Here is a 25,400-nt window from a genome sequence, read left to right as displayed (position 1 = left end):
AAGCACGATCCCGTATTACAGGCTGTCGGTTGGCCTGAAAAGAATCTGGAATGGAGGTAGGCGCCATGGCGCAAATGACAGTGCAGCAATTCGCGGAATCGGTGGGGACGCCGGTTGACCGCCTCATGGTTCAGCTCAAGGAGGCGGGTGTCGACGTCGATGGCCCGGAGGCCGCGATCACCGATGCCGAAAAGCGCAAGCTGCTCGATCACCTCCGTCAGTCGCATGGCGAGGGGGGCGACGCCGGGCGCGTCACCCTGAAACGCCGCACGCAAGCGCAGACCCTCAAGGTCAGCTCCGGGCAGGGACGCTCGAAGACGGTCAATGTCGAGGTGCGCAAGAAGCGTACCGTGAAGCGCAAGCCTGCCGAGGCCCCGCCCGAGGCGCCGGTAGAGGAGGCCCCAGCTACCGAGGAACAGACTCCGGCCGTCGCGGAAGAGCCGCGCGCCGCCACTCCGGAACCGGTGGCAGAGCCAACCCCCGAGACCCCGGTCGAGGACACCCCGGTGGCCGAAGAGGCCCCCGTGGAGGAGCCGGCCGCCGAGACTCCGGCGGAGCCGGAAGTCGAGGAAGTCGCGGCCGAGGCCGAGGAACCAGCGCCCGAGCCTGAGCCAGAGCCGGCGAAGCCGAAACGCCCGCTTAGCCGCACGGAACAGCTCGCCCTGCAGGTCGAGGCCGAACGCGAGGCCCAGCGCAAGGCCTCGGAGGCGCGCAAGCAGGAAGCCAGCGAGCGCGAGGAGCGCCAGAAGAAGCGCCAGAAGGAACTGGAGGCCCAGGAGGCCAAGCGCGAGAAGGAAGAACAGGCGCGCCTGGAGCGCGAGGCCGCTGCACGCCAGGCCGCCCCGGCGGCTCCGGCCGCCGATGCCAAGGCCGGCAAGGGCGCCCGCAAGGGCGGCGCGCGCAAGGACGAGCGTAAGGAACTGCACGTGGCGGGTGATCGCCGTGGGCGCCGCAAGAAGGGCGAAAGCCGCAAGGCGCAGACCGCAGCCGCTCAGGCAGTTACCAGCAAGCACGGCTTCGCCAAGCCGACCGCACCGGTTGTGCGCGAGGTCGAGGTGCCGGAGACCATCACCGTCGCCGATCTGGCGCAGGCGATGGCCATCAAGGCCCCGCAGCTGATCAAGTCCCTGATGGGCATGGGTGTGATGGCCACCATCAACCAGTCCATCGATCAGGACACCGCGATGCTCGTGGTCGAGGAGATGGGGCACACGCCGATCGCCGCGAAGGAGACCTCGGTCGAGGACGAGATCGACACCGGTCTGGAGCAGACCGCCGAGGCCAAGCCGCGTCCGCCGGTGGTGACCGTGATGGGGCATGTCGACCACGGCAAGACCTCGCTGCTGGACTACATCCGCAAGGAGAAGGTCGCCTCTGGCGAGGCCGGCGGGATTACCCAGCACATCGGCGCCTACCACGTGAAGAACAATCACGACGGTGTGACCTTCCTGGACACCCCGGGGCACGCCGCGTTTACCGCGATGCGTGCGCGTGGCGCCCAGTCCACCGACATCGTCATTCTGGTGGTGGCGGCGGACGATGGCGTGATGCCGCAGACCATGGAGGCCATCCAGCACGCGAAGGCGGCGGGTGTACCGATGGTTGTCGCCGTGAACAAGGTCGACAAGCCGGAAGCCGAGCCGGATCGGGTCATGAACGACCTGGCCCAGCACGAGGTCATCCCCGAGGCCTGGGGTGGTGACACCCAGTTCATTCATGTCTCCGCCCATACCGGGCAGGGCATTGACGAGCTGCTGGAGGCCCTGGGCCTCCAGGCCGAAGTGATGGAATTGAAGGCCCCGGACGAAGGTCCGGCCCGTGGCGTAGTGATCGAGTCGCGCCTGGAGAAGGGGCGTGGTCCCGTGGCCACCATTCTGGTGCAGTCCGGCCAGTTGAAGCACGGCGATATCCTGCTTTCGGGCAAGGAATACGGTCGTGTGCGGGCGATGTTCGACGATACCGGTGCGCCCGTGAAGGCCGCCGGTCCGTCCATGCCGGTCGAGGTCCTGGGCCTGTCCGGTGTCCCGGAGGCTGGCGACGAAGTGCTGGTGGTTGCGGACGACAAGACCGCCCGCGAGGTCGCCGAGCACCGTGATACCAAGCAGCGTGAGCGCAAGTTGGCCGCGCAGCAGGCCGCCAAGCTGGAAAACATCTTCAACCAGATGCAGGACGGCGAGATCGCCACCGTGAACATCCTGATCAAGGCGGATGTCCAGGGTTCGGCCGAGGCCCTGCGCGAGTCGCTGATCAAGCTGTCGACCGACGAGGTCCGTGTGAAGGTGGTCTCCGCCGGTGTGGGTGGGATCTCCGAGTCCGATATGAACCTGGCGATGGCCTCCGAGGCGATTGTCATTGCGTTCAACGTGCGTGCGGATGCGGGGGCCAAGCGCCTGGCCGCGGAAAACGAGATCGACGTGCGCTACTACTCGGTGATCTACGAGGCCATCGACGATGTCAAACAGGCGCTGTCCGGTCTGCTGTCCGCCGAGATTCGCGAAGAGATCATCGGTCTCGCGCAGGTGCGTGACGTCTTCAAGGCCTCCGGTTTTGGTCAGGTCGCCGGCTGCCTGGTAATGGAGGGTGCGGTCAAGCGGGGCAACCCGATCCGCGTGCTGCGCGACAATGTCGTGATCTACGAGGGCGAGCTGGAAAGCCTGCGTCGCTTCAAGGACGACGTGAACGAGGTCAAGGCCGGTACCGAATGCGGTATCGCGGTGAAGAACTACAACGACGTCAAGGCCGGTGACCAGATCGAGGTCTTCCAGCGCGTCGAGGTGGCCCGGACGCTCTGATGCCCGGCAACCGTGACTTCCACCGCTCGGACCGAGTGGGCGAGCAGATCCAGCGCGAGCTGGCCGAGCTGATCCGCGTAGAACTCAAGGACCCGCGCGTGGGGATGATCACCCTGGCCGGGGTCGAGGTGTCCCGCGACCTGGCTTATGCCAAGGTGTTCTTCACCCAGCTCGGTGGCGAAGAGAATGGCCGCGAGGCGCAAAAGGGGCTCAACAGCGCCGCAGGTTTCCTGCGCCGTGCCCTGGGCCAGCGCATGCGCCTGCGCAGCGTGCCGCAACTGCGCTTTGTCTACGACGACACCCCGGAGCGTGGGGCACATCTGTCGTCCCTGATTGACCAGGCCCTGGCCGAGGATCGCGCCCACCACGTGGACGACGACCCCGAGGCCACCGATGAGGACGCGGGCGACGACGGCCGCAACCCGGACTCGGGGCCGGAACGCGGGGCCTGAGCCCAGGCGGGTCGTTCTCCCCATGGCGAGCAGCAAGCGGCGCGAGGTCGACGGCATTCTGTTGCTGGACAAGCCCCGTGGGCGCAGCTCCAACCAGGCCCTGGGGCGGGTCAAATATCTGTTGCAGGCGAAAAAGGCCGGTCACACCGGGGCATTGGACCCGCGGGCGACTGGCCTTTTGCCGCTGTGCTTCGGGCAGGCCACCAAGGTGTCCGGCTGGTTGCTCGATGCCGACAAGCGCTACATCGCCGAGGCGCAACTGGGAGTCGAGACCGACAGTGCGGATCTCGATGGTGCGGTGATTCGCGAGGCGCCGATCCCGACGATCGACGAAGCCATGCTGCGCGACCTGGAGCGTCGGTTTAGCGGGGCACAGAAACAGGTTCCCCCCATGGTGTCGGCGCTCAAGCATCAGGGCAAGCGTCTGTACGAGTTGGCGCGTCAGGGCGTCGAGGTCGACCGCCCGCCGCGTCCGGTCCAGATTCATTCCCTGAAGATCGAGGCCGTGGGCCCGGATCGGCTGCGTCTGGAGGTCCACTGTTCCAAGGGGACCTATATCCGTTCGCTGGTCGCAGATATCGGGCATGCCCTCGGTTGTGGTGCGGCAGTGGATACCCTGCACCGGGTCGGCCATGGGCATTTCGATGCGGATGCGATGGTCTCGCTGGATGCCATCGAAGCGGCCTTCGAGGCGGGTGGGGCGGCGGCGATCGAGGCCATGCTGCAGCCGGCAGAGGCGGCCTTGGCTCACTGGCCGTCGGTCACGCTGGATGCGGCTGCCAGCGCCGCCATGCGGCATGGCAATCCCGCGTCGGGTACCGCCGTGATCGCCGCGGCGCCGGGCGCTGCCGATGCCCCGGCCGAAGAGGATACAGGGTGGCCCCTGGTACGTGTGTTCGCGGCCGATGGCGGGTTTCTCGCGGTGGGCGTTCAGGATGGCGAGGGTCAGGTGCTGGCCCGGCGGCTGTTTGTGCCCGCAGCATAGGCGATGCTCGTCGGGGCGCCTGCGCGCCCGGGGTCGTGATGCCCAGCGAAGACTCTGATTCGCACCGTTGGTTCCTGTTCACTCGCTCCCGCCTCGTGATACCATTCCCCGCCTATCGCCAGCGCCACTGGTCGGTTAACGGTTCAGAAATTTCAGGAGTCAGGTTTTAATGTCGCTCACTACCGAAGAAAAATCGGCCATTGTCGAGAAGCACAAGCGGGATCCCAACGACACCGGTTCGCCGGAAGTCCAGGTCGCGCTGCTGACGGCCCGCATCCAGCATCTGATGGGCCATTTCGAAAAGCACAAGCAGGATCATCACTCGCGTCGCGGGTTGCTGAAAATGGTGAGTCAGCGCCGCAAGCTGCTGACCTACCTCAAGCGCCATGACCAGGACCGCTATCAGGCCCTGGTTAAGGAACTTGGCCTGCGCCGCTAAGGCCGGCATAACGGGCCCGCGCCATTGGTGCGGGCCCGTTCAGTTTCGGGGCCGGGCACACAGGGGTGTTGCCGGGCCCATCGCACGTAAGAAAGACGCACGCACTACGGGAAACGGGATATAACGTGGCATATAAGAAGTCGTTCCAGTACGGAAACCATACCGTCACCTTCGAGACCGGTGACATCGCTCGCCAGGCCAGTGGCGCCGTCCTCGTCAACATGGCCGAGACCGTGGTCCTGGTCACCGTGGTGGCCCGCAAGGAGGCCGAACCGGGCCGCGACTTCTTCCCGCTGACCGTGAACTATCAGGAACGCACCTACGCCGCGGGCAAGATTCCGGGCGGGTTTTTCAAGCGCGAAGGACGGCCGAGCGAGAAGGAAACTCTGACTTCGCGCCTGATTGATCGCCCCATCCGTCCGCTGTTCCCCGAAGGCTTCAAAAACGAGACGCAGGTGGTTGCGACCGTCATGTCGATCAACCCCGAGGTGGATCCCGATATCCCCGCGATGCTCGGTACCTCGGCCGCGTTGGCCCTGTCCGGTGTCCCGTTTGCCGGCCCCATTGGTGCCGCGCGAGTGGGTTATCGTGCCGGTGAGTACCTGCTGAACCCGACCTATAGCGCCCTGGCGGAATCCGACCTTGATCTCGTGGTGGCAGGTACCGAGAACGCCGTGCTGATGGTGGAATCCGAGGCCAAGCAGCTCTCCGAAGAGGCGATGCTGGGTGCGGTGATGTTCGGGCACGAACAGATGCAGGCCGCCATCCAGGCGATCAAGGAACTAGCCGCCGAGGCCGGCAAGCCGGCCTGGGAATGGGAAGCCCCGGCCACCATCGAATCGCTGGAAGATCAGGTGAAGGGCGTAGTGGGCGACGACCTGATCGCGGCCTACCAGATTGCCGAGAAACAGGCGCGTACCCAACGTATCAGTGAGCTGCGTTCGAAGTCGGTCGAGGCGCTTGCCCGCGACGATGAGTCGGGTCCGAGCGCCGATGACGTGAAGACGGCGTTCCACGATCTCGAATACCGCCTGGTGCGTGACCGCATTCTGGATGGCAATCCGCGTATCGACGGCCGCGACACGAAGACCGTGCGCCCGATCACCATTACTACCGGGGTGCTGCCGCGCGCCCACGGGACCGCCGTGTTCACCCGCGGCGAGACGCAGGCACTGGTGGTCGCGACCCTCGGGACCGACCGTGACGCCCAGGTGATTGATGCGATCGAGGGCGAACGCCGCGATCGCTTCATGCTGCATTACAACTTCCCGCCCTACTGCACTGGTGAAACCGGTTTCGTCGGTTCGCCCAAGCGCCGCGAAATCGGCCACGGGCGCCTCGCCAAGCGGGGTGTCGCAGCCGTGATGCCGAATGACGAGGACTTTCCCTACGTGATCCGCGTGGTCTCCGAGATCACCGAATCCAACGGCTCCAGCTCCATGGCCTCGGTCTGCGGGACCTCCCTGGCGCTGATGGACGCCGGGGTGCCACTGAAGGCGCCGGTGGCCGGGATCGCGATGGGCCTGATCAAGGAAGGCGACCGCTTTGCCGTGCTCTCCGATATCCTCGGTGACGAGGACCATCTGGGCGACATGGACTTCAAGGTGGCGGGGACCACCAACGGCGTCACCGCGTTGCAGATGGACATTAAGATCGACGGGATCACCCGCGAGATCATGGAGCGGGCGCTGGCCCAGGCGCGCGAAGGCCGCATGCACATCCTCGGTTGCATGAACGAGGTGCTGCCAAGCCATCGCGAAGAGATGTCCTCGCATGCGCCGCGCTTTATCACCATGAAGATCAACCCGGACAAGATCCGCGATGTGATCGGCAAGGGCGGCGCCACCATCCGCGCCCTGACCGAAGAGACCGGTGCAAACATCGACATCCAGGACGATGGCACGGTGAAGGTATCCTCCACCGATCAGGCCGCCGGGCTCGAAGCCAAGCGCCGTATCGAAGAGCTGACCGCCGACATCGAAGTGGGTCGTCAGTACACCGGCAAGGTCGCCAAGATCATGGACTTTGGCGCCTTCGTCTCGATCCTGCCCGGACGCGATGGTCTGGTGCATATCTCGCAGATTTCCGACGAGCGCGTCGAAAACGTGAGTGATTTCCTCTCCGAGGGTGATTCCGTCACCGTGCGCGTCCTGGAAGTGGACAAGCAGGGGCGCATTCGCCTGAGCATGAAGGCGGTCGAACCCGAGTCCTGATCGGACTCGGTTCGCTTGCGGTCGCCGGAATCCCGGCGTCCGGCCATTCAGATTCAGGACGCTTCGGCATGGATCTCGTCAGTATTCGTAAGAGCTACCGGCGCTACGCCCGGCATTACGACTCGACCTTTGGGCGGGTCTTTGCTACCGGGCGGGCGAGTGCGCAGGAGACATTGGCGCCGCTGTCCGGCAAGCGCATCCTCGAGGTTGGGGTGGGCACGGGGATCTCGTTGCCGGACTACCCGGATGACTGTGAGGTGGTCGGTATCGATGTCTCGCGGGAGATGCTGGAAGTGGCCCGTGGGCGCCTGAACGGGGGGCTTCCGGCGGTGTCCGGTCTGTGCGAGATGGATGCCGAGCGCCTCGGTTTTGCCGATGACAGCTTCGATGCGGTGGTGGCGATGTATGTCGCCACCGTTGTGCCCAATCCGGATGCCCTGTTCTCCGAGATGTGGCGCGTCTGCCGTCCCGGTGGGCGGCTCCTCGTGGTTAATCACTTTGCCTCACAGCAATGGCTGTTGCGCGGCTTCGAGCGCTGCCTGCGTCCGCTCTCCAAGGCCGTCGGTTTCCGTCCGGACATGGAGTACGAGGACTTCGTGCGGGTGACCGGCCAGGAGCCCTGCATGGTCGCCCCGGCGAGCCTGTTCGGCTACTGGAAGCAGGTCGAATTCCGCAAGCCGGCCTGAGTCCGGCGCCGGGGTTGGCCCCGGAGATCGCCCCTTCACTTCGCTCCTCGCGATAACAGTGCTTCTTCCTGCCCCCCGTCATTCCGGGGCCCCGCACGGGCCGTGGCACAAAAGTGCGAAGCGCGTTGAACGGCCGCAGGCCGGCCCAAAGGGCGAGCGCAGCGAGTAACCTCCGGCCGAAACCCCCGACGTTCGTCCCGGCCGGCGCCGGGGGTTCCCACGGAGGTCGCCACGTCGCTGCGCTCCTCGCGATGACGGTGTTCCGGGTCATCGCGCCGGCAGGGCAGTCAGCGGCGGGTAAACAACGGTAACTCGTGGCGGCGTGCGTTGGCCGCGATGAAGTGACCTCTCCCTTCCTGTTCCTGGTCCAGCGCCGCCCGTTCGCTGGAGGGCTCGCCGATGATGGTCGCCAGGAACACCTCCAGCTCACGTCCGTCCACCCGCAGCGGGCCGAACGCGCTGCCGTCCGCGGCCGGATGCCAAAAAAGCCTCGGTTGCCAGTTGCAGCCCTGAATGCGGGGATGCTGGAAGAGTTCGATCAGGCGTTGGTCGAGTGTCGACGACATCGGGAACCTCGGACGGATGGCAGGGGACGAAAGTACGAGCGCCAGGCGCTCTCCGACGGTTGCACCAGCAGGGTGCGCGGCAAAGGCGTTACTGTAGAGCAACACCATCTCCACGTCAGAGGATCCGACGAATGGCCATCGACTGGAAGCGTTACGACCCCGCCCCGTTCTATGACGAACTGATCAAGAAGCCCGGTAAGCCACGTGCCCCGGGAAAGGCCCTGGCGGAGTACCTGGCCTCGCTGGACGAGGGTGAGATTCAAAGTCGCAAGCAGGCCGCTGACAGCGCCATTCTGGAAATGGGGATCAGTTTTACGGTGTACACCGAAGGCGAGAACATCGACCGCGCGTGGCCGTTCGACATCATCCCCCGCGTGATTGCCCGCAAGGAATGGGATCAGGTCTCGGCCGGCCTCGAGCAGCGTTTGAATGCGCTGAACCTGTTCATCGACGATATCTACAACGAGCAGCGGATCTTCAAGGACAAGGTGATCCCGCGCTACGTGCTGAACCAGTCCAAGAATTTCCGCGAGCAGTGCGTCGGTATCAAGCCTCCCCAGGGCGTCTGGGCGCACATCTGCGGCTCGGACCTGGTGCGTGACGGCAAGGGCCAGTTCTACGTGCTGGAGGACAACCTGCGCGTACCGTCCGGGGTCTCCTACATGCTGGAGAACCGGCAGGTCACCAAGAGGGTGTTCCCGGAATTGTTCGAAAACTCCAGCATCCTCCCGGTGGATGAGTACCCCACACAGCTCTTCGACATGCTGGCGTCGCTCTCGCCACGGCCGCAGGATTACCCCGAGATTGCGGTACTGACCCCGGGGATCTATAACTCGGCGTACTTCGAGCACTCCTTCCTTGCCCAGCGCATGGGTGCCGAGCTGGTCGAGGGTGCGGACTTGGTGGTCGGCGACGATGACTGCGTCTACATGCGCACCATTGATGGTCTGGAACGGGTGGATGTCATCTATCGGCGCATTGATGACGAATTCCTCGACCCCGAGGTCTTCAATCCGGATTCCATGCTCGGCGTGCCCGGGCTGATGCGCGCCTGGCGCCAGGGTAACGTGGGCCTGGCGAATGCGCCGGGCGCGGGGGTCGCGGACGACAAGGTGATGTACGCCTTTGTGCCGGACATTATCCGCTACTACCTGGACCAGGAGCCGATCATCCCCAATGTGCCGACCTATCTCTGCGTGAATGAGAAAGACCGGGCGTATGTGCTGGATCACCTCGACGAGCTGGTCGTGAAGCCGGCCAACGAATCCGGGGGCTACGGCATGTTGGTCGGTCCGCACGCGACCAAGAAGCAGCGCGCCGAGTTTGCCCAGCTGATCAAGAAGGACCCGCGCAACTACATTGCCCAGCCGACCCTGGATCTTTCGGTTGCACCGACCCTTTGCGGCGACGACATCGAGCCGCGCCACCTGGACCTGCGGCCCTTCATCCTGCAGGGCGTGCGCACGGACGTGACGGCGGGTGGCCTGACCCGCGTGGCGATGCGCAAGGGCTCCCTGGTGGTGAATTCCTCCCAGGGTGGCGGCAGCAAGGACACCTGGATCGTGGACGAGGAGAACTGAGATGCTCTCGAGAGTCGCAGAACGTGTGTACTGGATGGCGCGCTACGTCGAGCGCGCCGAGAATACGGCGCGCATGGTCATGGCCTTCAATCTTCTGGCGCTGGACATGCCGAAATCGGTACAGCTGTCCTGGAAGGGACTGGTCGACGTGACCGGGAACGAAGATCTGTTCGATAACCACTACCAGCGGGATGATGAACGCAACTGTGTGAAGTTCCTGCTGGCGGATTCCGACAACCCGAGTTCGGTGCTCAATTCGTTGCGCGCGGCGCGCGAGAATGTGCGGACCACGCGCGACCTGGTGCCTTCCGAGGCGTGGGAGGTGATGAACGAGCTCTATCTGTTTGCCCGCGACCATATCGATCAGGGCATCGGCAAGCGCGGCCGTTTCGAGTTCCTCTCCGCGGTGGTGCAGCGTTGCCAGACCCTGACCGGGCTGCTGGCCGGCACCATGAGCCATGACGCCGCCTACGACTTCATCCGTCTGGGCCGCAACCTGGAACGTGCCGACATGTCCACGCGGCATGTCGACGTCGGTGCGCTGAAGCTACTTAAGAAGGATGGCGAGGATCCCGAGCCCTATGAGGGGCTGCTGTGGACCAGCATCCTGCGCTCGGGGAGCGGCTTCCAGATGTACCGCCAGCACGTGAAGCGCCGGATCAACGGCGTGGACGTGGTGCGGTTCCTGTTGCAGGACACGGCCTTCCCGCGCTCGGTGACCCACGCGCTGACCCAGGTGCAGGACGCGCTGGAGAAACTGCCCAACAACGAACTGCCCCTACGTCTGGTGATTCAGGCACGCCGCCACGCCGCCAGCGCGCATGTGGACGAGCTGATCAACGAAGACGGTCTACACGCCTTTATGGATGTGTTGCAGCGGGATATCGGGGATATTCACGGCGCCAACGTCGAGACCTGGTTCCGGATCGCGCCAGCGCAGACGCAGACCCAGGCCGCATAGACCGGCATTGAAAGGCTTGCAGGCGCACCTGCGAGCCTTTCAGCGGCGGGTTTTCTTTTCCTTGCCCGCAGTGGCCGCGGACTTGCCGGAGCCGCGGCTGACCCGCGTTCCGCGCTGCTTGCGCGTGTGAGCGGACTCCCAGTCGAAGCGCGGCAGGTCGGTAAAGGCCTTCTTGATGTTTGCGTCCCAGGCCTGGGTAAGCGAGCGCAGATAGTCGTCGTCCGTCTCCAGGCACAGGTAATGGTCGAAGGTCAGGGTGCCGCGCTCGTACACCATGACCTCGATCGGCGGGCCCACGGTCAGGTTGGAACGAATGGTCGAGTCGATCGAGACCAGGGCGCAGCGAGCCGCGTCTCCCAGCGGGGTGGTCGGCTCGATGATGCGATCGAGGATCGGCTTGCCGTATTTGCTCTCGCCAATCTGCAGGAACCGCGTCTGCTGCGAGGTGGTGATGTAGTTGCCCTGCGGGTAGACCATATAGATGGCTGGCGTGTCGTCCCCGATCTGGCCACCGATAATCAGGGTGGCCTCGGCCTTGATACCGGAACGGGAGAGCGCCTCGGAGTGTTTCTCGGCCTCTTCGCGATTGAGTCGCCCCAGGTAGTCCGCCGCATCCGACATGCGCTCCACGGTCGCCAGGCTTTCCTCCGCCCCTTCCTCCATATCGCGCTTGAGCTGCTGCACCACCGATTGCGTGGTCGCCAGGTTGCCGGCGGCCAGGACCACGAAGACCCGCTGACCCTCGATCTCGAAGGTGTGCATCTTGCTGTACGTACTGACCTGGTCGACTCCCGCATTGGTACGGGAGTCGGAGGCGAAGACGAGGCCGTCGTCCAGATCAATGGCGACACAATAGGTCATGAGGGCTCGGGGTTCCGGGCAAGGCAGTGACGGCATACTAGGGCTGGTCTCGGGGGGCGTCAACGCGAGCTCCGCTGAACCGGGGCGGCTCGGCGGCGGTCCATTACCCTGCTCGATACCACTTTTTCGGAGGTTCTCATGCTGCGTCGCGGTTTGCTGTGCCTGATCCTGCTGGTCTTCCCGTTGGCGATCGTGTCCGCTGATTCCCTTGAACCAGAGGCGTTGCTGGAACGCATGCAGGAAGGTGGTTTGGTGATCTATTGGCGCCATGCCGCCACGGATCGGAGTCAGCGTGATACCGACCTGTCCGACATGAGTCGCTGCGAGGTGCAACGCAATCTGAATGACCATGGGCGGGATCAGGCGCGCAAGGTAGGTAAAGGCTTCGACGATCACGCCATCCCGGTCGAGCGCATCCTGACTTCGCCATTCTGCCGCAATATCGATAGCGCAAGGATCGCCTTCGGCGAAGAGTCCTGGGAGGTTCGCGAGGACCTCTTCAACGTGCCGCCGGTGCGTGATCGCCAGCGCCAGCAGGACCTGGTCACGGCGTTGCAGCGCTATCTGGTGACCGCCCCGGAGGATGCCGAGAAGAACGTGGTCATCGTTGGGCACAACATCAATCTGCAACGCGCCGCCCGCGTCCAGATTGACGAGGGCGAGATCGCCGTCTTCGAGCCGGGCGGTGACACACCCCGTGTGATCGGAATCCTGACGCCGGACGATTTCCGCTGACGTCGGAGTGGACAGTCACTACGCGGATCGTCTACTCATTGGGATATGCAATGCGGGAAGATCCGAAGGAGTAGACCGGTGCGACGATTGATGACTGCCAGCATGACGGGGCTGTTCATGATGCTGGCTAGCGCCGCCAGTGCCGAATCCCTGGAACCCCCGGTGTTGATCGAGCGCCTCCAGGCCGGCGGGTTGGTGGTGTTCTGGCGCCACGCGGCCACGGATCGTTCGCATGACGACTACGACCTTTCGGATATGGACGACTGCGCGGGACAACGCAACCTGAGTACCCAGGGTCGCGAACAGGCGCGGCAGGTGGGAGAGGGCTTCGAGCGCCACTCTATTGCGGTTGAACAGATCCTGAGCAGCGAGTTTTGTCGTAACTGGGAGACGGCCCACTACGCCTTTGGCGAGTACGACATCCGCTTCGAGCTTTACAATTTGCCGATCATTCGGGATGAGGAACGCCGCGACGACCTTATCGAGGGCCTGCGGCGGCATCTGAACACGCCGCCCGAGGATCTCCAAAAAAACATCGTGGTGGTGGGGCACGACCTGAACCTGCGCCATGCGGTGGATGTGGAGATTGAGGAGGCGGAGATGGCCATATTCGAGTCGCACCCGGACGGGCCGCGTCTGCTCGGTACGTTGAAGCCGGACGATCTGGGAGATTGATGAACCGATCGGGGCCGCGCCATGCCGCGGCCCCGATCGGGTTTGTTAGTACAGGAAGTCGGGCAGATGTTTGCGCAGGGTCGCCGCGTCCGTGGACTTGGTGACGTTCTTCGCCACCTCGGCGGTTACGCTCTGGGCGACGGTCGGGTCGAGCATGTCGCGCAGGGCCCCAAGGAACGAGGGCGCGGCGACAATCACGAGGCGTTTGAAGGTGCCGTCGTGGTAGGCCGACTTCAGGCGCTCGGCGACCTCGCGGGCAAAGCGGTTGCGTTCGTTGGCGGCGGGGTCGGTGCTGTCCTGCATGGCGTGGCGGGCATCCCCGCTGGCACTGCTCCAGCTGCGCCCTGGGCGATCCGAGACGAGATCCTGGTTATGGGCGCGGGACTCGCTGTGCGAGAGCGTTTCGCTCTCGTGCATTCCCTGGCAGGCGCGACCCTCGCAAGCGAAGATGCGGGCGCGTGCGGCGTCGGCGACAACGATCCAGACAGTATCCATGCAGATCCTCCTGTAGCGAAGACGGTGGCCCCTGCGGCCGATCGCCATACTGGCGTTGCCAACCGGTGGGGCCGCTAGGGGGTCGGCCCGGTTGGTGCCGGCCCCGTCTCCGAGTGTAGATGTTCTTCCGGGTGTCGAGAGAGGGTTGGGGGTGGTCGATTCGGAGTTCCGTGCGGATGCGCACAATGCGGTACGCGCTACCCTGAGCCTGTAAACCCTGTGTCCATCATCTGCGCGGAGAGTGAAACCATGAGCCTCCTGACATGGCTGGGCATCCTCGTCTGCCTGTCCCAATCGGCCATCCTGTCCGGGTTGAATCTGGGGCTGTTCTCGCGCAGCAAGCTGGAGCTGGAGGTCGAGGCGCAGAAGGGGGATGCGCGCGCCGAGCGCCTGTTGGCCCTGCGGGGTGATGCCAACTTTGCGCTGGTGACCATCCTTTGGGGCAATGTGGCGGTCAACGTGATGCTGGCACTGCTCTCGGGGTCGGTGATGGGTGGCGTGGCGGCCTTCCTGTTCTCCACCGTGGTGATCACGATCTTTGCCGAGATTCTTCCGCAGTCGTATTTCTCGCGGCATGCCCTGCGGGTGGCGGGCGCCTTGTATCCGGTACTGCGCTTCTATCAAGTCCTGATGTATCCCGTTGCGCGACCGACGGCATGGGTGCTGGACCGCTGGTTGGGGGGCGAGGAAGTCCGCTTCCTTCCCGAGCGCGATCTGCACCACCTGATCGACCTGCATATCCAGGCGCGCGACAGCGAGATCACGCGGGTCGAGGGGCGTGGCGCCCGCAATTTTCTGGAGCTGGACGACATCCTGGTCCAGCATGAGGGCGAGGCCTTGGACCCGGACAGTGTGTTGGAGCTGGAGTTTATGGAGAATCGCCCGGTGTTCCCGGCGATCCAGCCGCGTATCGACGATCCGTTCCTGCACCGGATCAATCGTGCGGGGCGGGGTTGGGTCGTCATTACCGATCGCGAGGGCGAGCCACGGGTGGTGTTACGCGCCGCGGACCTGACCCGCGAGGCCCTTTTTGCGCCGGAGGGGTTCGATCCGCAAGACCATTGTCATCGACCGCTGGTGGTGCGTGACGCCAGTCGCCGTCTGGGCAGCCTGGTGCCCTATTTTCAGGTGCGACCGGCCAGCAGCGGCGACACCGTGGTGGGTAATGATGTGATTCTGCTCTGGACTGAGGGCCAGCGCCGTCTGATCAGCGGGGCGGATATCCTCGGGCGGCTGCTGCGTGGGGTGGGGCGGTTGGCCCCCGAGGCCGAACCGGGGGATTGAGCGTATGGGACGATCGCATCAGAGCGAGCGCATGAGCTGAGGGGAGTCGATGCAGTTCAGGACCGTAGGAGGGGCCGGGATCGCGGCCTATCTGGAAGACGTGGCGCGCCTGCGCATTGCGGTGTTCCGCGAGTGGCCCTATCTCTACGAGGGCACGCCGGAGTACGAAGAGGCCTATCTGCAGGAGTATGTCGACTGCCCCGACAGCACCTTGGTGCTGGCGTTGGACGGGGAGCGCGTCGTTGGGGCCTCCACCGCGCTTCCGCTGGCTGCGGCCGAGGCGGAGTTCCAGGCCCCTTTCGTCGAGCGCGGGCTGGAACCTGCGGCGTATTACTATCTGGCGGAATCGGTGCTGGAGCCCGCCTTTCGTGGCCAGGGGGCTGGGCATCGCTTTTTCGACGAGCGCGAGGCGGCCGCCCGCAGGTTGAGTTTTGCCCATGCCGTCTTCTGTTCGGTGATTCGTCCGGACGATCACCCACGGCGCCCGGCAAACTACCGGCCGCTGGACGGCTTCTGGGCCAAACGCGGTTACGAGAAGGCCGGGGGCCTGGTCTGTGAATTCCCCTGGCCGGACATCGGCATGACCGAGGAGACCTTCAAGCCGCTGCAGTTCTGGTGGCGCCGGTTGTGAACCGAACGCGGTGGGTACGCTATTTCGAGTGGTCGTCTCGATTCAGCAGATCGGCTAGCCCGGCAAACGGGTTGTGCGTGGCCGAAGGACCTGCGGCACTGCCCCCGGTACCAGGGGTGGCATCGGTATAGCGCTGGTGCTCATTATCGTGACAGTACAGGCACAGCAGTTCCCAGTTGCTACCGTCCGACGGGTTGTTGTCATGGTTGTGGTCGCGATGGTGAACCGTCAGTTCGCGCAGGTTCGTGCGGGTGAACTCGCGGCCGCAGCGCCCGCAAACCCAGGAGTACATCTTCAGCGCCTGTTCGCGATAGCCGCGTTCGCGCTCGGCTTGGTCCTGACGGCTGCGTGCGACCAGGTCATCAAGGCGGCTGGATTTCGAATCGGTCATTGCATTGGCTCTTCCGGGGTTGCGTCTCAACCGTAACGCCGATGGCGGGCGGCGGCCAGTGTCGTGCGGTCCCTATTGCTCGCGGAGGTACTCTGCCAGACCGGTCGGGGTGCGTTCGTGCCCGGAGGGGATACGGCCCTCCGGGTCCTTGAGCCATGCGGCGATGTCCTCGAACGTGGTCGCGGCACGGGTGTAGCGGGTGAGCATGTGGTAGCCCTCGGGATACAGGACTGCGCGATGGCCCTCTACCCCTTGCCCGGTCAGCGCATCCAGCAGGCGCGCCAGGGGTTCTGGTGGCACCAGGTCATCGCGGGCCCCGTAGAGCGTCAGGCTGGGCGGGGGCAGGTCGGGTCCCGCCTCCAGGGCATGGGTCATCAGGGTGGTCAGGCCGTCCAGGGCGTCGATGCGGGCATCGCGCAGCACCAGGGGATCGTCGCGCATCTGCTCCAGCACCGCGGGGTCATCCGTGGGGTGGATGTCCAGGTCGGCGGCCATTTCTCCGTCCAGGCGCCAGCCGGGCGCTAGACGCGCCCCCAGCCAGAGGCCGAAGCGCTGATACCAGGGCATGTCGCCGCGGCTCCAGACCGCGGGGGCAATCAGCACCGTACCCGCGATGACGGGTGGTGACCCGACGCTGTCGGTGCGCGTCGCCGCCAGGAGGGCCACACCACCGCCCATGCTCTTGCCGATCAGGTAGGGCGGCTGGTCGGGATAGCGCTCGTGCAGGAGATCAAGGACGGTGCGCGCGTCCTCGGCCATTAGACGGTGGCCGGACCAGTAGCCGGCGTTGCGCGTGGCACCAAAGCCGCGTTGGTCATAGGCGTAGACCGCGATACCGTGTTCGGCCAGGGCCTCGCCCAGGGGCTGCATGCTGCCACCGTGGTCGTTGAACCCGTGCAGGGCGAGCACGATCTGCTCGGGCTGTTCCGGTCCCCAGCGGTGCAGCGGCAGACGGTCGCCGTCGGCCGCGTAGACCGCATCGGGAGCCATCGATGGTGTCCGGAACTCGCTTCCGCCGGCACTGGGGACCGTCCCGGCGCAGCCGGTGAGCATCAGGATCAGACACCCGGCAAGGAGGGACGTGCTAGCGCGCATCGGTCTCGTCGCCCGGCCCCCCATCAGAGGTGGGCGCCGTTCGGGGTGGGAACAGGAACTCGCGAGGGCGCTTCCGCAGATGACGACCGTAGGCGCGGAAGACCCGCCCGAAGGCGCCCATGCGCACCCCACGCGCACGCAGTGCAACATACAGCGCAAGACCGAAGCTGACCCACAGGTTGACCGCCCCAATCAGTAGCACGAACACCAGGAACAGCCCGAACAGGAGCAGTCCCGGGGCCTCGCTGGCGGTGACATAGCCGAGGTTGGCCGAGGCGAAGGCGACGTGCTGGATATCCAGCGGCAGGTTTAGCAGGTAGCCGACGAAGCCGGTCACCCCCAGCAGGACGCCGAACAGGAAGTTGCCGATCAGCGCGCCGTAATTGTAGCCAATCCAGTCGGCCAGGCGATGGCGGCTGGCTTCCGGCAGCAGCCGTCGCAGCAGCGGGTGCTCGCGTAGACGTCCGGGCAGGTCGAGATAGGCGCAGCGGTTGTCGAAAAAGCCGGCAATCAGCCCGGAGACGAACAGCCAGACACCCGCAATGGCGGCGAAAAACAATGCCAGTCCCATGATCGGACGCAGGCTGTCCATCAGATAGTCGATCTCGTGGCTGGACAAGACCGGGGCACTGAACAGGCTGGATGCGAACAGCCCGATCAGGATGGCGGTCGGCAACGCCACGCCGACGTTGCCCAGTACCGCGGCGAACTGCGAGCGCCCCACCCGCATGAGCAGGTCGGCCAGTTTGGAAGGATCCGCGGTTCCGCGCTCGGTTTCCTCGATGGCGGCGGCTAGGCGCGCCGCCGTCATCGCCGGCTGCTTGGTGGCCACGGTGAAGTGCAGGATATGGATCAGTACGAAGCCAAGGCCATAATTCAGGCTGACCCATAGGGTGTTCCAGCCTTCGGACAGCCCCAGGGCCTCGACCTGAATCTTGATCAACGCCATCACCGCAATGATCAGGCCAGCCCCGGCCCCGGAGCGCAGCATCTGGAAGTATTCGCTGCGGTCGCGAGTGATGTAGTGCTCGCCGGTGTCGCTGACATGCTGGGTCACGCTGCGCGAGACCAGGCGGATGTTGTCCTGCCATAGGGCGCGAACGCCGTGGCTGCGGGCACTGATCGTCACCAGATCGCGGAACACGCCGACTGCCGCCTGGCGCGGTTCGTCACCGCTGTTCGGCTCGAGCAGGTCCAGCAGTTTGTGGATACGGGCCAGGGTCTGATCCAGACGTTCCATCAGGTGGGTCAGCGACAGGCTGTTGCCATGGGTGATCGCGCGCCGTCGCAGGCGGTCGATCTGCTCTTTGCACTGCTCCAGCAGGACACGCGCATGGCGATCGTCTACCCGTTCGTAATCAGGGTCTTCCAGCCAGAGCCGGTAGTCGCGTACGTAGGCGGAGATTTCGCGTTCCTGGGCCACAAACGCAGAGTTGCGTTCGGCGATTGAAGGGTCGAGACGCAGCAGCTCCGGTTCCAGCTCCTCCGCCGCGATCCAGATCGAGAGCATCTCCAGCGCGTATAGGGCCTCTTCGCGGGCCCGCTGCAGCACCCCGGGGTGCTCACCGGACAGGCATCCCAGCGCCTGCAGCAGCCGCGACCAGGCATCGTCCGGAAGTCGTGCCACCCAGATCGCGTCTTTCGGATCGTGGAATACGTGGTAGAGCACGTCACGCAGGTCCGCGCGGTCCATCGGCCGCGGATTGATCCGCTCGTACAACAGCTCCGCCGCCTCGCGGAAAAAGCCCTTGCGTGAGAACAGCCCGATCCCGGTATACAGGGTCAGATGGCGGGCATCTTCCAGCCCCTGCTCCAGGCGGTCGCGGAGGTGTTCGCGCAGCTCTGGCCGGTCGCCAAGGGCCAGGACCAGATCCTCGATCCGCGCGATGACTGGCGCGATATTGTCAGGGTCCGGCGGACGCAACCAGCCAATGATGGCGCGCAGGGTCTCGGCGAGATCGTATTGTGGATCGTTCGCCAGCCGGTCGAGCAGCTGAGTGGCATCCTCTTGGCGGGGCATGGCCGTCCCTTGCGTTTACGTGCGTCCATTATACGGGCCTTGCCCAGGCCTGAATCAGCGTTGGCGCAGGTGGTCCAGGCGGCGGATGAGGTCCTCCAGGATGCGCTGGTAAAGCCGCTCGCCCAGTACGGCATCCTCAATCCCGGCATCCAGATTCGGGTTGTCGTTTACTTCGATGACCACCACCCCATGTGCCGTCTGTTTCAGGTCCACGCCGTACAGACCGTCGCCGATCCGGTTAGCGGCGCGCAGCGCGGTCTTGATCACGGTGGGCGGGGCCTCCTCGATGGGCAGGGTACGAAAGCCGCCTTCACGGGCACTGCCCTTGGCCGCGTGGTTCACGATCTGCCAATGCTTGCGCGACATGAAGTACTGGCAGGCGTACAGCGGCTGGCGGTTCAGGATGCCGATGCGCCAGTCGAACTCGGTGTAGGTGAATTCCTGCGCCAGGATCAGGTCGGATTCGCGGAACAGGCCCCGTGCGGTGGATTCCAGCTCGTCACGATTTTCGACCTTGAACACCCCGCGCGAGAACGAGCCGTCCGGGATCTTCAGGACGATCGGGTAGCCGATCGTCTCCTCGGCGGCGAGCAGGTTGTCGCGACTGACGATCAAGGTTCGTGGCGTGGCAATCCGGTGCGCGGTCAGCAGCTCCGCCAGGTAGACCTTGTTGGTGCAGCGCAGGATGGAGTCGGGATCGTCGATCACCACCATGCCTTCGGCCTCGGCCTTGCGGGCGAAACGGTAGGTGTAGTGATCGATGCGCGTGGTTTCGCGGATGAACAGGGCGTCGTACTCCGCCAGCCGCGTGAGGTCGCGGCGTTGGATCAGTTCCACCTCCAGGCCGAGGGCGCGGCCGTGGCGAATGAACTGCTTGAGCGCGCCACGGTTGGACGGCGGCAGTGCTTCCTCCGGGTTTTGCAGGATCGCCAGGTCATAGCGCGCGCCGCGCGCCCCGCGACGCTTGCGCCAGCGGCGCGCCAGATACCCGTCCAGGGCGGCGAAGAAGGCCTCCTCCTGTTCGCTGGTCAGGTCTTGCAGGGACAGTGGGCGCAGGGCCTCGATCCGCCATTGCCCGGCCAGCCGGAACTCGACCCGGAACATTGGGGCGGGGAAGATGGCGAACAACTGCTGGGCGATCTCCTGCATCGCTTCGGGGATGCAGTGACCGAAGAACACGATCATCTCGAAGGCGGTCGCCTGCAGGCTGGCGCGCCGGCCGAGCACTCGGGCCACCTTGCGGTCGATATCGCCGGTGTCCAGGCTGTAGATGGATTTGCGCGACAGGTCCTGCAGGGTGCGTACCGTGGGCACCACCCGGTGGTGACGGGCCTCGGCCAGCAGCGAGCAGTAGTATCCGACACTCAGGTATCGGTGCCCGCGGCACAGGTTGATGACCCGCAGGGGCGGCCCCTCGGTGGCCGGCGGGTGGGCCAGGTAGTCGCGTGCGAGCATGACCGGGTAGTCCGGAAAATGCGGCTTCCAGTCCTCGGGTTGTTCGATCAGCAGCAGGTGGTTGGCCATGTTCAGGGCAGCGTGTCGGGTCGCGGGTAGAGGATCAGGACGGCTCTGAGGCCGGCCTTGCCGTAACGCGCCATGCGGTTAAAGTCCCGGCGTGGAATCGGCATGTTGATGGAGTCCAGGGGGATTTCGTCGTTGTTGTGGTCCACATACGGGTCGTGCATGTAGACGTAGTGCTCGTCGAAGCCGGTGATTACCACCCAGTGTGGAAATTTCTCGCCATAGATACGCCAGGAGCTGATCAGCACCACGGGCACGCCGCCATCGTCGAAGCGGGCCTTCAGGTCGTCTACCGACAAGGTCCCGTAGGTCAGGGGCAGGCCCAGAGTCTGGATCTCCTCCAGCATGTCCTCCTGCACCAGGCGCATCACTTCCTTCTTCTCGGGGCTGCGCACGGAATCCAGTAAAGGCATGCGCTCGTCGTTGATGACCAGCTCCACGCCGAAGCCACGGTGGGCGGCGGCCAGCGCCAGTCCGTACGGGCCGCAGCCGCCATGGCCGGAGGTCATGTAGATGGTTGTGGCCTCGCGCCACAGGCGCAGTTCCAGCTTCCGGTCCAGCTCCAGGTTGGGGGCCAGGGCCTTCATCGCCATCATGATTGCAGCCGGCCCACAGGTGAAGTCCTGGGTCTGCTCGTAGAACGGCACGCGGACCATTTCCTGATCCAGATGCGGCGCGAGCGATTTCTCGTAGCGCCAGGCATCCATGTGGTCCGCGTAGTAGTCGCCGTACTCCCCGATACGGCGGTAGCCGAGTGCCTCGAAGAGGCCATTGGAAGCGGGGTTGTCCTTGCGCACCTCCAGTCGCAACCAGGCACACTCGTGTTCGCGCGCGGCCTCCTCCGCCGCGGCAACAAGTGCCCTGGCTAGGCCTTGTCCGCGTGCCTCGGGGCGTACGGCGATCGAGTACAGCCGTGCCATCGAGGTGCCGCGGCTGAACAGCAGCAGGACATAACCCACCAGGGCCGCGTTCTGTTCGGCCACCAGGAGCCGGGCGTTGGCCCGTGTCAGCATGTAGCGAAACTGGCGCCGCGAGAGCCGGTCGCTGGCAAAGGCTTGCTCCTCCAGCGCCACCAGGGCGGGCAGGTCGTCAAGCAGCGCGGTGCGGATCATAGTCGAAGTATGGCAGTCGGGCGGGGGTATACAAGTGATTTCGTGGGGGGTGCCTAACGGGCCCGAGGCGCCCGTTTCTGAAGGTCACAGCATGGTGGGTGTGGCCTGTCAACGTTGAGCTTCGGGGCTGGGGCGTCCACAATAGCGCCCGTTGTCACGGCCGGGCCGCATCCCGCGGGTGCTGCTCCTGGCCGTTTTCGTTTGCGCCCGGTACGGGCTGCCCTCCCGTTGGCGGGGGGCGGCCTGGTTCGACGGGCCCGAGGAAGCGCCGAACCATCGGTGCCTCCCCATTGGCGGATTCATGATCAAGCTGCGCACCTACGTCTACATGGATTCCCTCCAGCCACAGCTGGCGGAATACATGGCTACGGTCTCCCAGGGCTTTCTGCCCGTGCCGGGGGACTCGTGCCTGTGGGTGGAGGTGTCGCCGGGGATGGCGGTCCACCGTCTGACCGACGTGGCGCTGAAGGCGACCAATGTGCACCTTGCGCAGCAGGTGGTGGAACGCGAGTTCGGCTCCATGGTGATCCATCACCGCGACCAGAGCGAAGTACAGGAAGCGGGGCGGGTGCTTTTGCAACGCCTGGGTGCGAGCCAGGAGGACCGTCAGCCCTGCCGCATCCCCTGGCAGGAGACCATCCGGGGGATGACCCCTGATCACACGGTGCTGATCAACCGCCAGAACCGCCGCGGCAACATGATTCTGCCGGAGCAGAGCATGTTCATCCTTGAGGCGGAGCCGGCCGGGTACATCATCTACGCCGCGAACCAGGCGCTCAAGGCCGCCCATGTCTCGCTCATCGATGTGCGCGCGGTCGGGGCCTTTGGCCGTCTGACCCTGGCTGGCACCGAGGGCAACGTGGACGAGGCCGCGCGCGCGGCGATCCACGCGCTGCACAACCCCGCGGGTACCTGAGATGCATCGCGCCCAGCTACTGGATCTGCTCGCGCGTCACCAGACGCGGTTCATTGAGGAGACCGGCTTCGTGCGTCGGGCGCTGGAGTTCGTCAGCGAGCAACCGGACTGCTTTCATTGCGATCTGCTACCGGCCCATGTGACCGGATCGGCGTGGGTGGTCAGCCCGGATCGCGAGCAGGCGCTGCTCCTGCTGCACGGCAAGCATCACCGCTGGTTCCAGCCGGGTGGTCACGCCGATGGCCAGGCGGACATCCTGCAGGTGGCCCTGCGCGAGACTCACGAGGAGACTGGACTGGCCCCCGAGCAGATTCGGCTGGTGGCGGAGGACATCTTCGATCTCGATATCCACACCATCCCGGCCCGCCCGGATTTTCCGATGCACGAGCACATCGACGTGCGCTTCCTGCTGGAGATCGATAACCACCTGCCGGTGCCCGGCAGCCACGAGTCGCACGACATCCTGTGGGTCCCGTTGCAGCACGTATCGCGCTACAACAACAGCCGTTCGCTGTGGCGCATGGTGGAGAAGACCCGCCAGCTACGAACCTGGCAGCATATCCATCCGAGCCGGCGCTAACCCGGCATTCCGGACGGGCGCTGTCACGCGCTATAGTCGGGTTCCCCTCCCCGAGCTGCTGGTCTCTACCGCATGAAAACCGCCTTGTCCCTGGCCCTTGGGCTGTGGTTGCTCCTGAGCGCCGGGCTGCCGGCTGCCGCGGTCGAGCCGCGCACCCAAAGTTTCACCGACCCGGAAGGGGTCGAACTGGAGGTCACGGTGTTCCCCGCATCGGGCGAACGCCTGTATCTATGGCTATTGCCGCAGGCCGGCGAGCACCCCAATCATCGGGTCCTGGGCCAGACCCTGGCGGCGGCCGGCGTCGAGGTGTGGCAGGTGGACCTGCTGGATGCGCACTTTCTCCCGCGTACGAACGAGAGCATGCGCAGCCTGGACGGTGTCTCCGTGGCCGCGTTGTTGCGCGAGGCACACGCCCATACTGGTAAGGAAGTGATGCTGGTGGCGTCCGGGCGGCCTGCCCTGATCGCGCTTCGGGGCATGCGCCAATGGCAGGAGGACGCGCCAGAGGGTGATTACGTACTGGGCGCTGCGCTGGCGTTTCCCAATCTGATAACCGATACCCCGGTGGCGGGCGCGCCAGCGGTGCGCGAGGACGTGGTGCGAGCCACTAGCCTGCCGGTCTTCTTGCTGCAACCCACGCAGGGCGTGTACCGATGGCACCTGAACGACATCCTGGCCGACCTGCGCCAGGGCGGGAGCCCGGTGTTCGTGCAGATGGTGCCTCAGGTGCGGGATTTCTATTATCTGCGCCGTTCCGATCCCGCGCCCGAGGAACAGGTGGCGACCGACCAGCTACCCTCGCAGTTGCTGCAGGCCGGGCGCCTCCTGGCGAGTGTTCCGCGTGCCCGGACTGCGGCGCCTTTGCCGGAGGATACGCCTCGGGTCGAGGCCGGACGTGGCCTGGTGGAGCGCGATCGCGCGGCGCCCATGGCGGACTTCACGCTGACCGACCACCTGGGCGATGAGCAGTCGCTGTCCGATTACGCCGGGGACGTTGTGCTGTTGAACTTCTGGGCGAGTTGGTGCCCGCCCTGTGTCCACGAGATCCCGTCGATGAACCGCATGGCCGAGACCCTGGGCGAGGGGTTCTCGATTGTCTCGGTCAACTACCAGGAGAGCGCGGAACACATCGCGACGTTCATGGACGAGGTACAGGTGGATTTCCCGGTATTGATGGATTTCGATGGCCGCGTGGCGGCGGGCTGGCGAGTATTCGCCTTCCCCAGCTCGTTCATCCTCGACCGTGAAGGGCGCATCCGGTATTCGGTCAACAGCGCGATCGAATGGGATGAACCGGACGTGTTGGCCGATATCCAGGAGCTGATGGACGAGTAGTCCTAAGCCAGAGTTCCGGCGCGCGTTGCGAGCGCGCTAGGGAGACGCTGATTGAATCGCACGTCCGCGTTGGCGCCCCCTGTTTTCCGAGACAAGGCGCGTCGTGCAGCGGGTAGTGGTTCTACCCGCAAGCGTCGCAACGCAGTATCGGGCCATATTCATTCAGAATCGGGGGGCGCCAACCCGACAAGTGATTGAAAGAGCGGGCTCGGCCGCCCGTTGTTGATCAATAACGGGCGCGCGCACGGCGTTGCGGTTCCCTTGTGCAGAGTGACTGCACGGCAGTCACCGCGCCTTGTTTGCACGTAAAAGCGACTCGAGCGCGGACGTGCGATTCAATCAGCGTCTCCCTAGTCATCCGTCACGCCCTCTACCGTGGTCAGGCCGAAGGCATGCCATAGCTGCATGCCGCCGCGGTACCACTTGATGCGTTCCGCCGGATAGCCAAGGTTGGTCAGGGTGCGGATGTTGGTGGGGGACTGGCCGCACCAGGGTCCGTTGCAGAACAGCACCAGTGTCTTGGCCTGGCTGAAGTCGTAGAAGTCGCCGTCGAAGACCACGCCAAAATCGTCGGTCAGCACGTTTCGTACATCCTCCGGATCGGCGCCCGACGCGAAGTGCAGCCGGTCCCAGGGGATGTTGATGGCGCCGGGGATCGTACCGCGGTGGTATTCGCGCGGGGTGCGTGAATCGATGATCAGAAGATCGTCGCGCTGCGTGGTTTGCTGGAGATAGTCGATGAACTCCAGTTCGCCCAGGGTCTCGACCCCGCGCCCGAGGTTCATCGGCTGGATGCAGAAGGGCGGACAGGGGCGTGCAATCTGCGCATAGTCGAGATCGATGGTCGCGAAGGTGTCCTGATCGCGGGTGACCGTCATGCGCTCATCGCCGTGGCGCACTTCGAACTCGGCCATGTCGGTGGTGATACCGACCTCGGGTTCGGCCGGCACTGGGCCTGCGAGCCCCAGAGCCGCGGCGAGCAACAGGCCCTGGCTAGCGTGTCGGATTGTGATGGGCGAGTTCATGGTGTCCTCCCGGGCAAACGTGCCTTCTTCAAGCGTAGTCGGGCCGGGCC

General features: G+C 64.9%; 24 protein-coding genes. 15 read left to right on the top strand and 9 right to left on the bottom strand.

The window, feature by feature from the left end; translation table 11 throughout:
* Positions 1–74 precede the first annotated feature (74 nt).
* The 6 genes from infB (at position 75) to D002_RS0110075 (ending at position 7,567) form a co-directional block, all read left to right on the top strand.
* Positions 75–2,792 carry a translation initiation factor IF-2 gene (gene infB, locus D002_RS0110100; RefSeq protein ID WP_231362950.1) on the top strand — a complete coding sequence of 906 codons (2,718 nt, stop codon included), beginning with the start codon at positions 75–77 and terminating at the stop codon, positions 2,790–2,792.
* A complete protein-coding gene (gene rbfA, locus D002_RS0110095) occupies positions 2,792–3,244 on the top strand; it encodes a 30S ribosome-binding factor RbfA (RefSeq protein ID WP_018141805.1) in 453 nt (150 codons plus the stop codon). The genes infB and rbfA overlap by 1 nt, the downstream gene beginning before the upstream one ends.
* 22 nt (positions 3,245–3,266) lie before the next feature.
* Positions 3,267–4,229, top strand: coding sequence for a tRNA pseudouridine(55) synthase TruB (truB, locus tag D002_RS0110090; RefSeq protein ID WP_018141804.1), 963 nt, complete (start codon positions 3,267–3,269; stop codon positions 4,227–4,229).
* Positions 4,230–4,398: 169 nt separating this feature from the next.
* On the top strand, positions 4,399–4,668 hold the full coding sequence (gene rpsO, locus D002_RS0110085; RefSeq protein ID WP_018141803.1) for a 30S ribosomal protein S15: 270 nt from the start codon (positions 4,399–4,401) through the stop codon (positions 4,666–4,668).
* A 125-nt stretch (positions 4,669–4,793) separates the two neighbouring features.
* Positions 4,794–6,881, top strand: coding sequence for a polyribonucleotide nucleotidyltransferase (pnp, locus tag D002_RS0110080; RefSeq protein ID WP_018141802.1), 2,088 nt, complete (start codon positions 4,794–4,796; stop codon positions 6,879–6,881).
* A 68-nt stretch (positions 6,882–6,949) separates the two neighbouring features.
* Positions 6,950–7,567, top strand: a complete 618-nt coding sequence (locus D002_RS0110075; protein ID WP_018141801.1) for a class I SAM-dependent methyltransferase — start codon at positions 6,950–6,952, stop codon at positions 7,565–7,567.
* 287 nt (positions 7,568–7,854) lie between these two features.
* On the opposite strand, the gene D002_RS0110070 is transcribed toward D002_RS0110075, so the two are convergent.
* Entirely contained in the window at positions 7,855–8,133 is a 279-nt protein-coding gene (locus D002_RS0110070) for a hypothetical protein (RefSeq protein WP_018141800.1), read from the bottom strand.
* Between the two features lie 131 nt (positions 8,134–8,264).
* On the opposite strand from D002_RS0110070, the gene D002_RS0110065 reads away from it, so the two are divergent.
* Both D002_RS0110065 and D002_RS0110060 read left to right on the top strand, forming a co-directional pair.
* A complete protein-coding gene (locus tag D002_RS0110065) occupies positions 8,265–9,713 on the top strand; it encodes a circularly permuted type 2 ATP-grasp protein (RefSeq protein ID WP_018141799.1) in 1,449 nt (482 codons plus the stop codon).
* Between the two features lies 1 nt (position 9,714).
* On the top strand, positions 9,715–10,674 hold the full coding sequence (locus D002_RS0110060; protein ID WP_026181657.1) for an alpha-E domain-containing protein: 960 nt from the start codon (positions 9,715–9,717) through the stop codon (positions 10,672–10,674).
* A gap of 39 nt (positions 10,675–10,713) precedes the next feature.
* Here the strand turns inward: D002_RS0110060 and D002_RS0110055 are convergent, their stop codons facing one another.
* Positions 10,714–11,535, bottom strand: a complete 822-nt coding sequence (locus D002_RS0110055; RefSeq protein WP_018141797.1) for a proteasome-type protease — start codon at positions 11,533–11,535, stop codon at positions 10,714–10,716.
* Between the two features lie 138 nt (positions 11,536–11,673).
* Here D002_RS0110055 and D002_RS0110050 point away from each other — a divergent pair, with 138 nt between their 5' ends.
* Together D002_RS0110050 and D002_RS0110045 are read left to right on the top strand one after the other, a co-directional pair.
* Positions 11,674–12,270 carry a histidine phosphatase family protein gene (locus D002_RS0110050; protein WP_018141796.1) on the top strand — a complete coding sequence of 199 codons (597 nt, stop codon included), beginning with the start codon at positions 11,674–11,676 and terminating at the stop codon, positions 12,268–12,270.
* A 102-nt stretch (positions 12,271–12,372) separates the two neighbouring features.
* On the top strand, positions 12,373–12,945 hold the full coding sequence (locus tag D002_RS0110045) for a histidine phosphatase family protein (RefSeq protein WP_018141795.1): 573 nt from the start codon (positions 12,373–12,375) through the stop codon (positions 12,943–12,945).
* A gap of 45 nt (positions 12,946–12,990) precedes the next feature.
* Here the strand turns inward: D002_RS0110045 and D002_RS0110040 are convergent, their stop codons facing one another.
* On the bottom strand, positions 12,991–13,440 hold the full coding sequence (locus D002_RS0110040; protein WP_018141794.1) for a host attachment protein: 450 nt from the start codon (positions 13,438–13,440) through the stop codon (positions 12,991–12,993).
* A 249-nt stretch (positions 13,441–13,689) separates the two neighbouring features.
* On the opposite strand from D002_RS0110040, the gene D002_RS0110035 reads away from it, so the two are divergent.
* Both D002_RS0110035 and D002_RS0110030 read left to right on the top strand, forming a co-directional pair.
* On the top strand, positions 13,690–14,724 hold the full coding sequence (locus tag D002_RS0110035; RefSeq protein WP_018141793.1) for a DUF21 domain-containing protein: 1,035 nt from the start codon (positions 13,690–13,692) through the stop codon (positions 14,722–14,724).
* A gap of 49 nt (positions 14,725–14,773) precedes the next feature.
* Entirely contained in the window at positions 14,774–15,355 is a 582-nt protein-coding gene (locus tag D002_RS0110030; RefSeq protein WP_018141792.1) for a GNAT family N-acetyltransferase, read from the top strand.
* Positions 15,356–15,374: 19 nt separating this feature from the next.
* Here the strand turns inward: D002_RS0110030 and D002_RS0110025 are convergent, their stop codons facing one another.
* The 5 genes from D002_RS0110025 to D002_RS0110005 form a co-directional block, all read right to left on the bottom strand.
* Entirely contained in the window at positions 15,375–15,746 is a 372-nt protein-coding gene (locus tag D002_RS0110025; protein WP_018141791.1) for a YajD family HNH nuclease, read from the bottom strand.
* 72 nt (positions 15,747–15,818) lie between these two features.
* The gene (locus D002_RS0110020) at positions 15,819–16,841 is read right to left on the bottom strand and encodes an alpha/beta hydrolase (protein ID WP_026181655.1); all 1,023 of its coding nucleotides are present in this window, start codon (positions 16,839–16,841) and stop codon (positions 15,819–15,821) included.
* Entirely contained in the window at positions 16,831–18,861 is a 2,031-nt protein-coding gene (locus D002_RS0110015; RefSeq protein ID WP_018141789.1) for a site-specific recombinase, read from the bottom strand. Before D002_RS0110015 ends, D002_RS0110020 begins: the two co-directional genes overlap by 11 nt.
* Positions 18,862–18,915: 54 nt before the next feature.
* The gene (locus D002_RS0110010; RefSeq protein WP_018141788.1) at positions 18,916–20,385 is read right to left on the bottom strand and encodes a RimK family protein; all 1,470 of its coding nucleotides are present in this window, start codon (positions 20,383–20,385) and stop codon (positions 18,916–18,918) included.
* A 2-nt stretch (positions 20,386–20,387) separates the two neighbouring features.
* On the bottom strand, positions 20,388–21,494 hold the full coding sequence (locus D002_RS0110005) for a GNAT family N-acetyltransferase/peptidase C39 family protein (protein ID WP_018141787.1): 1,107 nt from the start codon (positions 21,492–21,494) through the stop codon (positions 20,388–20,390).
* 301 nt (positions 21,495–21,795) lie between these two features.
* On the opposite strand from D002_RS0110005, the gene D002_RS0110000 reads away from it, so the two are divergent.
* From D002_RS0110000 to D002_RS0109990, 3 genes are all read left to right on the top strand, one after another.
* Positions 21,796–22,410 (top strand): BMC domain-containing protein, encoded by a 615-nt coding sequence (locus tag D002_RS0110000; RefSeq protein WP_018141786.1) that lies wholly within the window; start codon positions 21,796–21,798, stop codon positions 22,408–22,410.
* Between the two features lies 1 nt (position 22,411).
* Positions 22,412–22,990, top strand: coding sequence for an NUDIX hydrolase (locus tag D002_RS0109995; RefSeq protein ID WP_018141785.1), 579 nt, complete (start codon positions 22,412–22,414; stop codon positions 22,988–22,990).
* Between the two features lie 72 nt (positions 22,991–23,062).
* Positions 23,063–24,325, top strand: coding sequence for a redoxin domain-containing protein (locus D002_RS0109990; RefSeq protein ID WP_018141784.1), 1,263 nt, complete (start codon positions 23,063–23,065; stop codon positions 24,323–24,325).
* A 350-nt stretch (positions 24,326–24,675) separates the two neighbouring features.
* On the opposite strand, the gene D002_RS0109985 is transcribed toward D002_RS0109990, so the two are convergent.
* Positions 24,676–25,350, bottom strand: coding sequence for a rhodanese-like domain-containing protein (locus D002_RS0109985; protein WP_018141783.1), 675 nt, complete (start codon positions 25,348–25,350; stop codon positions 24,676–24,678).
* Between the last annotated feature and the right edge of the window lie 50 nt (positions 25,351–25,400).

The sequence above is a fragment of the Thioalkalivibrio sp. ALJ7 genome (genome assembly GCF_000376865.1).
GTDB lineage: Bacteria > Pseudomonadota > Gammaproteobacteria > Ectothiorhodospirales > Ectothiorhodospiraceae > Thioalkalivibrio.
Note: the sequence above shows the minus strand (reverse complement) of the source record. Positions and strands in the feature narration are given on the sequence as shown.

Coding starts and splice junctions, on each gene's coding strand:
- infB (WP_231362950.1), top strand. CDS start 75: ATGACAGTGCAGCAATTCGCGGAATCGGTGGGGACGCCGGTTGACCGC.
- rbfA (WP_018141805.1), top strand. CDS start 2,792: ATGCCCGGCAACCGTGACTTCCACCGCTCGGACCGAGTGGGCGAGCAG.
- truB (WP_018141804.1), top strand. CDS start 3,267: ATGGCGAGCAGCAAGCGGCGCGAGGTCGACGGCATTCTGTTGCTGGAC.
- rpsO (WP_018141803.1), top strand. CDS start 4,399: ATGTCGCTCACTACCGAAGAAAAATCGGCCATTGTCGAGAAGCACAAG.
- D002_RS0110075 (WP_018141801.1), top strand. CDS start 6,950: ATGGATCTCGTCAGTATTCGTAAGAGCTACCGGCGCTACGCCCGGCAT.
- D002_RS0110070 (WP_018141800.1), bottom strand. CDS start 8,133: ATGTCGTCGACACTCGACCAACGCCTGATCGAACTCTTCCAGCATCCC.
- D002_RS0110065 (WP_018141799.1), top strand. CDS start 8,265: ATGGCCATCGACTGGAAGCGTTACGACCCCGCCCCGTTCTATGACGAA.
- D002_RS0110060 (WP_026181657.1), top strand. CDS start 9,715: ATGCTCTCGAGAGTCGCAGAACGTGTGTACTGGATGGCGCGCTACGTC.
- D002_RS0110055 (WP_018141797.1), bottom strand. CDS start 11,535: ATGACCTATTGTGTCGCCATTGATCTGGACGACGGCCTCGTCTTCGCC.
- D002_RS0110050 (WP_018141796.1), top strand. CDS start 11,674: ATGCTGCGTCGCGGTTTGCTGTGCCTGATCCTGCTGGTCTTCCCGTTG.
- D002_RS0110045 (WP_018141795.1), top strand. CDS start 12,373: ATGACGGGGCTGTTCATGATGCTGGCTAGCGCCGCCAGTGCCGAATCC.
- D002_RS0110040 (WP_018141794.1), bottom strand. CDS start 13,440: ATGGATACTGTCTGGATCGTTGTCGCCGACGCCGCACGCGCCCGCATC.
- D002_RS0110035 (WP_018141793.1), top strand. CDS start 13,690: ATGAGCCTCCTGACATGGCTGGGCATCCTCGTCTGCCTGTCCCAATCG.
- D002_RS0110030 (WP_018141792.1), top strand. CDS start 14,774: ATGCAGTTCAGGACCGTAGGAGGGGCCGGGATCGCGGCCTATCTGGAA.
- D002_RS0110025 (WP_018141791.1), bottom strand. CDS start 15,746: ATGACCGATTCGAAATCCAGCCGCCTTGATGACCTGGTCGCACGCAGC.
- D002_RS0110020 (WP_026181655.1), bottom strand. CDS start 16,841: ATGCGCGCTAGCACGTCCCTCCTTGCCGGGTGTCTGATCCTGATGCTC.
- D002_RS0110015 (WP_018141789.1), bottom strand. CDS start 18,861: ATGCCCCGCCAAGAGGATGCCACTCAGCTGCTCGACCGGCTGGCGAAC.
- D002_RS0110010 (WP_018141788.1), bottom strand. CDS start 20,385: ATGGCCAACCACCTGCTGCTGATCGAACAACCCGAGGACTGGAAGCCG.
- D002_RS0110005 (WP_018141787.1), bottom strand. CDS start 21,494: ATGATCCGCACCGCGCTGCTTGACGACCTGCCCGCCCTGGTGGCGCTG.
- D002_RS0110000 (WP_018141786.1), top strand. CDS start 21,796: ATGATCAAGCTGCGCACCTACGTCTACATGGATTCCCTCCAGCCACAG.
- D002_RS0109995 (WP_018141785.1), top strand. CDS start 22,412: ATGCATCGCGCCCAGCTACTGGATCTGCTCGCGCGTCACCAGACGCGG.
- D002_RS0109990 (WP_018141784.1), top strand. CDS start 23,063: ATGAAAACCGCCTTGTCCCTGGCCCTTGGGCTGTGGTTGCTCCTGAGC.
- D002_RS0109985 (WP_018141783.1), bottom strand. CDS start 25,350: ATGAACTCGCCCATCACAATCCGACACGCTAGCCAGGGCCTGTTGCTC.